Origin of the sequence: Mycobacterium simulans (assembly GCF_900232995.1) — a bacterium.
In the GTDB taxonomy this organism is placed as follows: Bacteria; Actinomycetota; Actinomycetes; order Mycobacteriales; family Mycobacteriaceae; genus Mycobacterium; species Mycobacterium simulans.
The window spans coordinates 506,175-517,372 of sequence record NZ_OCVX01000004.1 but is presented as its reverse complement, the minus strand read 5'-3'; the positions used below and the strand labels follow the sequence as shown (position 1 = coordinate 517,372).

The following is an 11,198-nucleotide window of genomic DNA, read 5'->3' as shown; positions in this document are numbered from 1 at the left end:
GTGGGGGGGCCGGCCGCTCACCGCCGCCATGCCCTCCTCTCCGGAGCCAACCCGGCCCCGCCCCGGACCAGAAAGCGCGTTTGGCCCCTTTCCCCCCCCCCCCCGACCCACCCCCATCTCCACACAGCGAAAGCCCCCCCCAACCCCGCCCCTGCCGATTTCTACGGCATCAACGAACCCCGCTCCGGCTAACTCCGCCACCACATCGACGGACACGCCCGATTGCGCGGGATCCCGATCAACCATCATCAGCCCCTTGCGTCAGGCTCAAAATGATAAAGCCGCAAACACTGCTACGCGGCGCTACTGGATTTTCGGTCCAACTGGGTCCGGGCGACGTATGGGCCTGCCCGTCGAACCGCAGCGCTACTCGTTGGCGACGGAATCTTGGGAGTTGGCTTCGAATACCAACTGGTGCTCGCTAATTCGAATCCGGTCGCCTTCGGTTAGGACGGCACTGGTGTGGATACGTCGACCAGAAACGTAAACGCCGTTTACTGATCGCAAATCCACGACGACGAAACTCGAACCGGTGTCGACGATTGCCGCGTGGTGACGGCTGACTTTGGGACCAGAAAGGACGATGTCATTGTCGGGGCTGCGCCCGATGCGGGTGGTGGTGGCGACCAGTGCATACTTTCGCTCGTCCGCGTCGCGTAGCGAGGGGCCGTTGGTGGTGCGCGGCAGCGCCGTCGGGTGCTGTGAAAGCGTGCCGATGGTGTCATCGGCGCTCGATTGGGCGGACCTGCGGACGTCGAGCGACTGCTGGCGAAGGATTCGCTCGTGGAGCGCACGCACCGTAGGACTGGGGTAGACGCCCAGGTCATCGGCCAGCGTGTCCCTCAGTCTGTTATAGGCATCGAGCGCATCGGATTGACGGTCGGCCAGGTAGTAGGCAGTGATCAGCTGTATCCAAAGCGGTTCCCGGTATGGGTTGTCGGTGGCGAGTGTCTCGAGATCACTGATCATGGAATGGTGCCGTCCGCAGGCGATTTCAACTTCGGCGCGAGCGGTCTGCGTCACGACTCTTTCCTCTGCGAGTCCCTTGGCGAAGGCGTCGACGAGGGTGAAGTCGCGCAAGTCGTCGAGCGCTGGGCCGCGCCACTCAGCTAGCGCGGCTGAGAAGTGGCCGCTAGCCTGCTCGAACCGCCCATCCGCGGCGGCTCGTAGACCGGCGTTCTTTTCGGCTACAAACCGGCCCAGGTCGTAGTGGCTGTCAAGGACCGACAGCCGATAACCCGGCGGTGCGTTCGCCAAGACAACGCGGGGCTCCACGTCCGCGTCGGCCATCAGATGGCGCAAATTTGACACATATGCGTAAAGCGTGGCTCGCGCGCCGGTAGGAGCTTTCTGCTCCCATACCGCGTCGATCAATGTATCGACCGCGATCGGTCGGTTGCGATTAATTAGCAGCGTGGCCAGCACCGCACGTTGCTTAGGGGTTCCGACCGATACAACTGCACCGTTGACCCTCATCTCCAACGATCCGAGAACGCCGAACCGGAGATCGTCTCGCGTCATCAACCCAGTAGCCCCGCATTTTCGAGGAGTGTTCGCACCTCCCTATTGTGGGTCCCAATTGTGAGATCGCCGCAGACTTTTCGCGGTCGGTTAATGTCTGGACGGCGCAGCCACCACGAGCGCATACGTGACCAGCGAATACTGTGCCGTCCGGCGCCGAGCTGCAACTCCTGGCACGATCAGAAAAGCGAGATCCTATGCGTCCCTACAGATCGACGTCTTGCAGAACCTTATGAACACACTCCTGCTTCCTCCACAAGTGCCTGCCCACGTCGAATCGGGCATGGTCCAAGCCAAATCCCGGCAGTCCTGCCGATGCGATCGTGGTATCACGGAACGCGGCGGCTGAGGGCGGCAGATACCTATTGGTCATCCACCCGACGGCGATTACTCTGACCAGTTCCGGGTCGTCGACAGCGATCTCGACGATGTCGGGCGATAGTGTGGCTGCCCGGGGCAGCACACCTATACCCAACTGCGCCCCGATCAGGCCGCGCAGTGTACTCACTTCGCCGCCCTCGAAGGCGATCGTGGGCGTGAAGCCATGACGCGCGCAGGCGTCGTCAAAGATCTTGCGCAGGGTGTGATCACGATCCAGGACCACGAAGGGTTGGTCGGCCAGTTCGTCAAAGCCAACAAGCTTCCGGTTGGCCAGCGGATGCTCGCGGTCAACGACTGCGCACAGCGGTTGGGTGAATAGCTTGTGCCACTTGACCGCCGGCGAGTTGTCGAATGTCATTGGGTAGCTGAGGCATACGTCAACGACGCCATTGGCCAGATCGACCATCAGCTCGGGCCCGGTGCGCTGGCGCAGTTCGAAACGCGCGGCTGGATGGCGGTCACGATGACGGCGGATCAGCCGGGGCACGGTGGCCACGCCCAGTGAACTGAGGAATCCCAGGGTTACTGTCCCGCCGTCGACGCCCGCGAGTTGGCGTACGGCGTCGACGGCGGTGTCAAGGCTGCGCTGAGTCGTCAGGCTAGCCCGCAAAAAAGCATGCCCGAAGCGGTTGAGTTCGTTGGCCCGGCCACGCCGGGTGAACAGTTCAACGCCAATCTCGGACTCGAGAATGGCGATGGCCCGGCTGACCGCTGATTGGGACACCATGAGTTTCTCGGCGGCATCGCGCAGCGTGCCCAGCTCGGCAACCGCTTGGAAGTAACGCAATTGGTAGAGCTCCATTGCTAGTCACCGCACTTTCGCGAAACGCAGAAATTTGTTTTCGCCCCGATTCGAGATGCCATTCGAGATGGCGATGTATGGCTCGCCCAGCGATGAGGACGATGCGGACGGGGGCACCCGCCCGACAACCGTGCAACGAGACGATGTGAGCGCTGAGGGGCGTTAACACGCCGCTCATGGCGAGAGACCGTTTCGTTGCGTACCGCAACGCATCCTCGTGCAGCCGGTGTCGCGCCAGAACGTGGACCGGGAAAGCATTGGTGCGCTCTGGATCCGACGATGTGCATTGCATCACCATCGGGCGGCGACCTTTATAAATCCTTAATGGCTGAGTCTGCGTGCCCCAATACGTGCCCCAATAGCAGGGAGCGCGCAGTTGAGCGATGCCGCTGTCGCCTACCAACCGGTACTGCTCACGGGGTCCGATCAGTGACAAAATGTAGCCCGATGCTCATGCCAAAACCTTCGTTGAGCTGGTCCGCTGGTCGTCGCACCTGGAAATCCGCGCGGGTACCTTTTGCCAGGCCAGCTCGACGGATGCCGGGGCTATGCGATGGAATATGACCCGGCTGTTACGCAGGCCGAACCCGCCGCAGGTGGCGGAGTGCACGGTGGCATCCCGGCCGAATTGGCCGCCCTGGGTTTCTACGGTGCGATTGAAGTTGGCCGCGGTGGGTTCGGCACGGTGTATCGCTGCCTGCAGGCGGCACTGGATCGGGTCGTAGCGGTCAAGGTGGTGATCGTCGAGCGCCTCGAGGATCAAGCGCGGTTTGTGCGAGAACAGCAGGCGATGGCCAAACTAACGGCTCATCCCAACATTGTGGCGGTATTGCAGGTAGGCCAAACCGCCACCGGCTATCCATTCCTGGTGATGCCATTTTGCGGGCTTGGTTCCTGGCAGGAGCGGATTGCCAGTGCGGGGAACTTGAGTGCCGCTGACGTGTTGCGACTAGGGGTCAAAATCGCCGGTGCATTAGAGTGCGCGCATCGCGCGGGGGTCGTACATCGTGATGTCAAGCCGGGCAACATTCTTGCCACCGATTACGGTGAGCCGGCCTTGTCTGATTTCGGAATCGCGCGCACCGAAGGCGGGTTCAAGACCGCCCCAGGGATATTCCATGGCTCTCCAGCATTTGCCGCTCCTGAGCTACTCGCAGGCGGACCCCCAAGCGCAGCCTCGGACGTATACGGGCTGGGTGCGAGCCTGTTCACGGGCTTAACCGGTCGCGCTGCCTTCGAACGGCGGCACGGAGAAGATTTGCTATCGCAGTTCGTGCGCATTACCACCCAACCCCTACCGGATCTTCGTGAACACGGCATCCCTGCAAACCTTGCCGCCCTCATCGAGCAAGCGATGGCCCGTGATCCCGGTCAGCGGCCGTCGGCACTGGAATTGGGTCAACGCCTCCAGCAGCTCCAGGCCTGCCATGGTTTGGCCGTCGACGAGATGGTCCTTCATGACGGTGAAGGCCTCGACAGGTCTCAATCGCGGTTAGCGCACTCAACCGGATCGACGTCTGGGCGGGGACCGAGTGCGGGAGGTGGGCTGCCTTCGCTTTCCAACAGTCTGGTGGGTCGTGAAGCCGAACTTGGGCGGCTGCATGAGCTGCTGAGGTGCTCACGTTTGGTGACGGTTACGGGTACCGGTGGGGTCGGCAAGACCGCGCTGGCGATCCATGCCGCACGGCGGGAAAGAGCCGCCTACCCCGACGGGGTGTGGCTAGTGGAGTTGGGCGACCTGCGCGACGGGTCGCAGGTGGTCGAGCAAGTAGTCGCAACGTTGGGTGCGCGTGATCAGTCGACCCGACCGCCGATCGAGATGTTGGTCGATTTTCTGGCCCAGCGACGGGCGCTGGTCGTAGTGGACAACTGTGAACACGTCATCGACGACGCGGCCAAATTGGTTGAGACGTTGTTGCCGCGCTGCCCACGGCTACACATCGTGGCCACCAGCCGCGAGGTTGTCGCAGTCGGCGGTGAAGCCGTGCTGGCCCTGTCGCCATTGGCTTCGCCCAGCCCAAGTAGTGATCCCAGGCTGGACGGTCTGGCCGGGTCTGACGCTGTGGCCTTGTTTATTCAGTCGGCCCGCGCTGAGGTGCGGGAGTTTGAGCTCACTGCGGATAACGCTGCCGCGGTGGCACGCATCTGCGCGCGCCTAGACGGGCTGCCGCTGGCGATCGAGCTGGCCGCTGCGCGGCTTCGGACCATGCCGCTTGAGCAGATCGGCGACGAACTCTGCGACAGCTATGAGTTGCTGAGTCTTGGCGACGGCAATCCCGGCACCCGCAAGCAATCCCTCACGCGCTGCATCGAGTGGAGCTACGACCTGTGCAGCGAATGCGAACAACAACTATGGGCGCGGCTATGGGTATTCGGTGGCAGCTTCGATCTGTCGGCAGCGCAATATGTCAGCGGCGGGGATCTGCCTGCCAGCGAATTCCTGGACCTGCTGTGCGCATTGGTCGACAAGTCGATCCTGATCCGCGCCGAACACGACGGGGTAGTGTGCTTTCACCTTCTTCCGACCCTGCGCGACTATGGACGCGGCCGGACCACCGAAGCCGAGCGCATGCGGTTGGGTCGCCGCCACGCAAGCTGGTATCACCAACTGCTCACGGAGGCTGCGACCCACTCGCGTGGTCCCCAAGAGCATCAGTGGATGCAGCGCCTCACACGTGAAAGTTCCAACATCCGGCAAGCGCTGCGATTCAGCTTCGTCGACTGCCCTGCAATGGCGACGGAGATGGCAGCTTTGCTGCGCCAGTTCGGGATCGACGATGCAATGCTCAGCGAAGACTGCGATATGTAAGCAGTGGGGTAGCCGGCTAGTGTTGCACCGGGCTGACCTGAGCCGTGGAATCGATTGTGAAATCAGGACTTTCAGTGTTCGTGTAGGGCGGGATCTGAGCCGCCCTGCGCGCCCAGGAGTCACATTCAAAGCCCGGGATTCACATCCGATTGAGCCGGGGTCGTGTCGGGATCTCAGGCACTCGCAGCCGCGCTGGCCGGTCTGGCCCCCAGTACAGCGTGCATCGTGCCGGCGGGGACTGCTCGTATGAGGCGGGAAAGGAGCCGTATAGGGGGTTGCGGGGCGCAAGCCACCGACCCGCGATGAGGAGGCGGATGCGGTCGCCAGCATGAAAGGCGGTGGCCGACGGGCCTAGGGCAACCTCCACCTGGACGATTTCACCGGGTGATAGGGGTTGGCGCCGCTGGAAAGTGTGTACCGGTTCGTACGCGGTGGATTGCTCGGTATCGATTTCGCGTAGCGACGCGCGTTGCCATCCCGTCGTGACCCGGTCCCGGCCAAAGCCGTACGAGCCCTCGAACGAAACCCATTGCTTACCAACCCATTTCTCCACACCCACAAACAGTTCGACATCGTCGGCTCTGTCGACCGACACCCAGAGCGATACGTTCATCGGGCCGGTGAGTTCGAGATCACGGGGCACGGGAAAGGTGAACGCCGCGGCTCGCCGACGGGTGTGGAAGGTGACCGATCCGTCGACTGTCGCTGGCGCGGTTCCGAGTATCCCGTTGTCGGCCAGGTAGAGATTGCGCCAACGGATGTCTTTCGGTGGCCATTGCTGCTCGGTACGTACCTCGGCGATGACGTCGCGCCGCTCACGCACCTCGAGCCGGACCGGTGGGAGTTTGGGAACATCCAGTTGTTTGAGATAACGGTCGAAGAATGCGAGCTGAGCCCGGCGGGCGTCGTCGCTGTAGAACGTCGCCCATTTCCCGCCACGGTGTGTGTACATGAATTTGGCTGTCGAGCCGACCTGTTCGAAGGCGCGGAAGGAGCCGCGGCTGTGCAGGTTGTTATCGGAGAAGCTCGCACAGACGAGCATCGGAACCTCGATGCTGGCAAGGTCTGGCACCAGGGATTGCCACCATTGATCTCGCAACGGGTGCGCTTTGCGTTGAGCGCCAATGTCTTCGGTGGTACGCATGCCCCGTTTGACGCCCGCCTGCCAGATGCGCGAGAAGCCGTTCTCGACGATTCCGCCTGGAGCGAACATGTCCCGGTAGGCATCGGTGAGGCCCTCCCAGGGACAGATGGCATTGAGGCTGGGTGGATGTAGCGCGGCGGCCTTGAACTGTGACATCGCCAGATAGGACACCCCTAGCATTCCGACCCTGCCGTTGGACCACGGCTGCGCACCGGCCCATTCGATGAGGTCGTAGACATCACGGCCCTCTTGGTCGGACAGCAATGCGCCGGCACCATCCGAGGTACCGGCGCCACGCAGATCGGCGTTGATGACGACGTATCCGTGCGCCAGCCACCAGACCGGGTCGGGCGCTTCCCAAGTGGTCTCGCTCGAAAATTGGAGCGGACCGGGCTGGCGCAAAATGCGAAATTGCGGGCTGAAGCTCCACCGTCCCCACTTGCGCTTGGGCAGCTTGTCTTTGCCATATGGGTGCGCCGAAAGGATGACGGGAAACGGGCCCGTGCCCTGCGGCCGATAGACGTTGACCCGGAGCACGACACCGTCGCGCATACACACGGCGACGTTGCGATCCACCAGGAGATCGTCCGGGGCTGCCGACACGCGCACGGGCGGACGAAGGGCACGGCGAAGTCTGGCGAACGCGTACGCTGCGGCGCCGGCCCGCATCCAGGGACGGTCGTAGCTGGGGTATTGCGTTGTCACGATCCCTCCTGGATGTTCTGACTTGAGTGGTATTAAATTACGTTAGAGTAGCACTAAAGCACGATCGGGTAAGCTGCCGCTCGTGGGAAGTAAGTCGCCACGGAACACGACCCGGTTACGCGAAGCGGGGGCGGCTTCGCGTGCAGAGACCCGACGGCTGCTGCTGGCGGCTGCCGCTGAGGAGTTCGCTCGCGTCGGGTATGTCCCCGCGACGGTGAATCGGATTGCCGAAGGTGCCGGGGTTACCGTGCAAACGCTTTACCTGGCGTGGGGTAGCAAACGTGCGTTGTTGCGTGCGTACCTGGAGAGCACGCTGGCGCCCGACGCATCGCCGTCGGGAGAGCACTTCGCTTCCCAACTGCGTTCCGATACCCCGGCGGAAACGCTCGCACAGATTGCCAAACTGTTTTGCAGCGTGGCCCAACGCTCTGCGATCGCGTGGCGGGCTTACCGCGACGGAGCCGCGGTCGACAGCGCCATCGCAGAAGAATGGCAACAGCTCCAGGCGCTGCGGCGGACGACATTTGACGCGATGCTCGCCACGATTCCAGACGATGCGATACGGATTCCCCGACGCGATGCGGTCGATACCGCATGGGCCATCGCCAGCCCGGAATCCTACGAACTCATGGTGTCGGGCGCCAACTACACACTCGAGCGCTTTGAGGCCTGGATCGCAAAAACGCTTCGGGCGGCGATCCTCTAGAGCCAGCCTGCGCCCGCGCGGCACGAGGTTCACAACAACTTTCTGCGCCGGACGCAATTTGTCGTAAAGCCGTGGGGCGCCGATTTGCCGCCGCAATCTACGATGCTTTCACCTCGCGCAATAGTTTATTCAAAAATTTCTACTTGACGCAGCACGCATTCGCAGGGACTGCTGGCTACGGCCGCGGCCTCGCCGGCACCGCCACTGCCTGCAGTTAGATTCTGCCGGCGGTGCAGCTAATTGCCACGTCGTCTAGCCTTCTCCGGCAGCTACGAGACCGAACTAGTTATGCTGCACAGCCACACTTCGCGCCTAATAGAAAAATAGGCCTAAACACTTGTGTAGGTCGCAAGTATTATGCGCTCTCATGGAGCTCTATCAACTGCGTTATTTCCAAATGGTCGCCGAGTGCGGGACGCTGCGCGAGGCTGCTGAGCAACTGGCGGTTTCGCAATCGGCGGTGAGCCGGGCCGTCGCCATGTTGGAGTCCGAGATCGGGGTGGAGCTGTTCACTCGGCGTGGTCGGGCCAACGAGCTCAACCGGTTCGGGAAGGCGTTTTTACGGGCCAGTCTCGCGACTCGACGGGGTCTTGAGACAGCGGTCGTCGCTGTTCGCGAACTCGCGGGCGTCGACGCGGGGACGGTGGCGCTGGGGTTTCTCAACACACTGGGCGTAGCCACGGTGCCCAGGCTGATCCGCCGCCATCACGACCGTTATCCCGGAGCACGTTTCGAACTGCGCCAGGCGGCCGGACCCTCGCTGCTGAGTGACCTGGCTACCGGTGCGATCGATCTGTGCATGTGTTATCCCATGACATTTGATGAGTGGCCTGGCGTGAAGTGGCATCACCTGTTTGATCTGCAGCTATATGCCGTGGTCGACCGAGATCACCCGCTAGCTAAACGAAAGGTGATCGGATTTGAAGAACTCGCCGGTCAACCGTTTGTTGCCCTTGATCGTGATAATGCGATCCGCCGGATTTTCGACGACGCTTGCGCGCGCCACTCCATGACGCCGACGATCGCGTTCGAGGGAAGTGCCGTTCCTACATTGCGCGGCTTGATAAGCGCGCGCTTGGGTGTGGGCGTTTTGCCTCGGTCGGCCACACCGCAACCCGATATCGCCGAAATCCCGATCGACGACAAGGAATTGGCCAGACCCATCGCCATTGGTTGGATGAGCAACAGGTTCCTGCCGCCCTCCGCTGCTGCGTTCCGCGATACCGCAATCGCGGCATATGGGATGCCTGAATGAGGCTGCTGCGGTTCCCAGCGGCGCGCTGGGGTCGCCCACTTGGCGGGCGCCTGCGAGGCCCGGCGGGATCGGCGGAACACGTGTAGCCGACGGTAACGGTGGCCAAGGGCACTGGCCTAGCCGGGAAAGACAGGGTCAATCCGACCCCGCCGCCGACAGCGCACATGGACACCTGAGACGAGTTACGGAACCCCGCTCCCCGCGTTTTCCTTGCGCTGATCGCAAGAATACCTTCATAACCTTCTTCTAGACGCCGAAGTTGGCCCGGCATAGTGTCTGGCTGTGGTCCGCACCCATGGACGCGCGGTGCCTTCAGCACATCTTCAGCACATTGGCGGAACAACACCATCCACGCGCAATAAGGAGAGCCGCGATGGGTCCGGCGGACATGCGAGAGCACGCGATTGCCGCCATGCCGAGGGGCGGACCTAACGCTTCCTGGCTGGATCGTCGATTCCAGACCGAGGCGCTCGAGTATCTCGATCGTGACGACATACCCGATGGGATCAAGCAGAAAGTCATTGGGATGCTCGACCGGTTGGGCACTGCGACAAATCAGCACCAACACCACGCCCAGATAACCCTGGAAGCGGTTTGTGACATCTCCCATCCGCGGATCCTGGAACTGGGTGCAGGCCACGGCAAGCTCTCGGCGAAAATCCTCGAGTTGCACCCGACGGCGACAGTCACGGTCAGTGATCTAGATCCGACCTCGGTGGCCAATATCGCTCAAGGGGAGTTGGGAACCAATCCGCGGGCGCGCACCGAGGTGATCGATGCCACCGCGATCGATGCCGAGGACCATAGCTTCGACTTGGTGGTCTTCGCTAAGGCGTTTCACCATCTGCGGCCGGCGGTCGCATGCCGTGCGATCGCGGAGGCCACCCGCGTCGGGCGGCGTTTTCTAGTTATCGACCTCAAGCGGCAGAATCCGCTGGCGCTGTTGCTGTTTCCGATCGTGAGGCTGCCGATGCTCTTGGTGCTGTTGCCGTGGTCATGGGTCTGGCCGGGCATGCACGACGCCTTCATCAGCGCGCTGCGCGCCTACAGCGCGTCGGCGTTCGAGGCACTTGGCCGCGCGGCCGATCCGGCGATGCGGATCGATATCCAGTCCTTGCAGACGCGGCTTGGCCCGCCATCGCTTACTGTCCTGTTCTCCCGTCCAGGCGCAACCAGGCACGATCGAATGTCAAGTCTTTCAGTCACGCCGTTGATTTGAGCAGCTCCTCAATCTTGTTGAGCCGCTTGGCAACCAACTCCTGGATGTCGACGGAACGGTCCGCGGAACAGGTGACGATCTCGGCGACCACATTGGCCTTCGCGATGACCGCGAACTCGCAAATCCATTGTTGGCCAGCAAGGCTCGTCGTCCACCGGGCAACCTCCGGCGAGCTCGGGACTAACGTGCCTGGGACTACGGTCATCTTGCGTCGGTCGTCGCCCCATGCGGTGACCGGGCGCTGGCAGCCGGATACGGTCTTGCGAACCGAGTCGAGAAAGCCGGCGGCGTCGAAGTTGCTTGGATAGGTGGCTGACACCTCCAGCAGCTGGTGCTGGTTCGTCAGGTGGTCCTGCTGGGTACGGGCTTCTCGGCCGGTGTAGTCCGTTGGCAACAGTGGGTAGCGGCCAAAGGCCGCGGCGCCGTGGCACTCGGCAGGATCGGCTCCTACGAATAGCGCGGATTGCATGTCGTCTTCGACCAGTGGTCGGTCGGGCACCACCGCGAGCCACGACGATGGCATCAAGAGGTCCTCCAGTTGCGCAGGCCGGATGGGGCCAGTGGGTGCCACACTGCCCGTCGCGGGCTTGGCGGTGCCAGTGACAACAGTGCTGCATCCGGAAAGCGCGAGACACAAAGCGAGCACGCATCCCCAT

General features: G+C 62.4%; 9 protein-coding genes. 4 read left to right on the top strand and 5 right to left on the bottom strand.

All coding sequences use genetic code 11. The annotated features are described in order from the left end of the window. The 3 genes from MSIMFI_RS28340 to MSIMFI_RS18495 all read right to left on the bottom strand — a co-directional run. On the bottom strand, positions 1-246 hold a 246-nt coding region (locus MSIMFI_RS28340; RefSeq protein WP_224770313.1), incomplete at its 3' end, for a hypothetical protein. A 120-nt stretch (positions 247-366) separates the two neighbouring features. Continuing rightward, positions 367-1,521: a BTAD domain-containing putative transcriptional regulator gene (locus MSIMFI_RS18500; protein WP_191498553.1), complete on the bottom strand. Its 1,155-nt coding sequence runs from the start codon at positions 1,519-1,521 to the stop codon at positions 367-369. A 205-nt stretch (positions 1,522-1,726) separates the two neighbouring features. Next, positions 1,727-2,704: a LysR family transcriptional regulator gene (locus MSIMFI_RS18495; RefSeq protein WP_191498552.1), complete on the bottom strand. Its 978-nt coding sequence runs from the start codon at positions 2,702-2,704 to the stop codon at positions 1,727-1,729. 553 nt (positions 2,705-3,257) lie between these two features. Here MSIMFI_RS18495 and MSIMFI_RS18490 point away from each other — a divergent pair. Continuing rightward, positions 3,258-5,513, top strand: coding sequence for a protein kinase domain-containing protein (locus MSIMFI_RS18490; protein ID WP_191498551.1), 2,256 nt, complete (start codon positions 3,258-3,260; stop codon positions 5,511-5,513). 139 nt (positions 5,514-5,652) lie between these two features. Here MSIMFI_RS18490 and MSIMFI_RS18485 read toward each other — a convergent pair whose 3' ends face one another. Beyond that, on the bottom strand, positions 5,653-7,326 hold the full coding sequence (locus MSIMFI_RS18485) for a CocE/NonD family hydrolase (protein WP_224770328.1): 1,674 nt from the start codon (positions 7,324-7,326) through the stop codon (positions 5,653-5,655). A gap of 118 nt (positions 7,327-7,444) precedes the next feature. Here MSIMFI_RS18485 and MSIMFI_RS18480 point away from each other — a divergent pair, with 118 nt between their 5' ends. The 3 genes from MSIMFI_RS18480 to MSIMFI_RS18470 all read left to right on the top strand — a co-directional run bounded on the left by MSIMFI_RS18480 (position 7,445) and on the right by MSIMFI_RS18470 (position 10,542). Next, the gene (locus tag MSIMFI_RS18480; RefSeq protein ID WP_191498549.1) at positions 7,445-8,068 is read left to right on the top strand and encodes a TetR/AcrR family transcriptional regulator; all 624 of its coding nucleotides are present in this window, start codon (positions 7,445-7,447) and stop codon (positions 8,066-8,068) included. Between the two features lie 367 nt (positions 8,069-8,435). Beyond that, positions 8,436-9,323: a LysR family transcriptional regulator gene (locus MSIMFI_RS18475; RefSeq protein WP_191498548.1), complete on the top strand. Its 888-nt coding sequence runs from the start codon at positions 8,436-8,438 to the stop codon at positions 9,321-9,323. Positions 9,324-9,696: 373 nt separating this feature from the next. After that, on the top strand, positions 9,697-10,542 hold the full coding sequence (locus MSIMFI_RS18470) for a class I SAM-dependent methyltransferase (protein WP_191498547.1): 846 nt from the start codon (positions 9,697-9,699) through the stop codon (positions 10,540-10,542). Here the strand turns inward: MSIMFI_RS18470 and MSIMFI_RS18465 are convergent. After that, complete coding sequence (locus MSIMFI_RS18465) at positions 10,526-11,188, bottom strand: sensor domain-containing protein (protein WP_396820388.1); 663 nt, start codon at positions 11,186-11,188, stop codon at positions 10,526-10,528. The two genes, MSIMFI_RS18470 and MSIMFI_RS18465, sit on opposite strands and share 17 nt — an antisense overlap. Positions 11,189-11,198: the final 10 nt, after the last annotated feature.

Bases quoted from the DNA above. Each gene is read 5' to 3' on its own strand.
- MSIMFI_RS18495 (WP_191498552.1), bottom strand. From the start codon at position 2,704: ATGGAGCTCTACCAATTGCGTTACTTCCAAGCGGTTGCCGAGCTGGGC.
- MSIMFI_RS18470 (WP_191498547.1), top strand. From the start codon at position 9,697: ATGGGTCCGGCGGACATGCGAGAGCACGCGATTGCCGCCATGCCGAGG.
- MSIMFI_RS18475 (WP_191498548.1), top strand. From the start codon at position 8,436: ATGGAGCTCTATCAACTGCGTTATTTCCAAATGGTCGCCGAGTGCGGG.
- MSIMFI_RS18500 (WP_191498553.1), bottom strand. From the start codon at position 1,521: ATGACGCGAGACGATCTCCGGTTCGGCGTTCTCGGATCGTTGGAGATG.
- MSIMFI_RS18490 (WP_191498551.1), top strand. From the start codon at position 3,258: ATGGAATATGACCCGGCTGTTACGCAGGCCGAACCCGCCGCAGGTGGC.
- MSIMFI_RS18485 (WP_224770328.1), bottom strand. From the start codon at position 7,326: ATGCGGGCCGGCGCCGCAGCGTACGCGTTCGCCAGACTTCGCCGTGCC.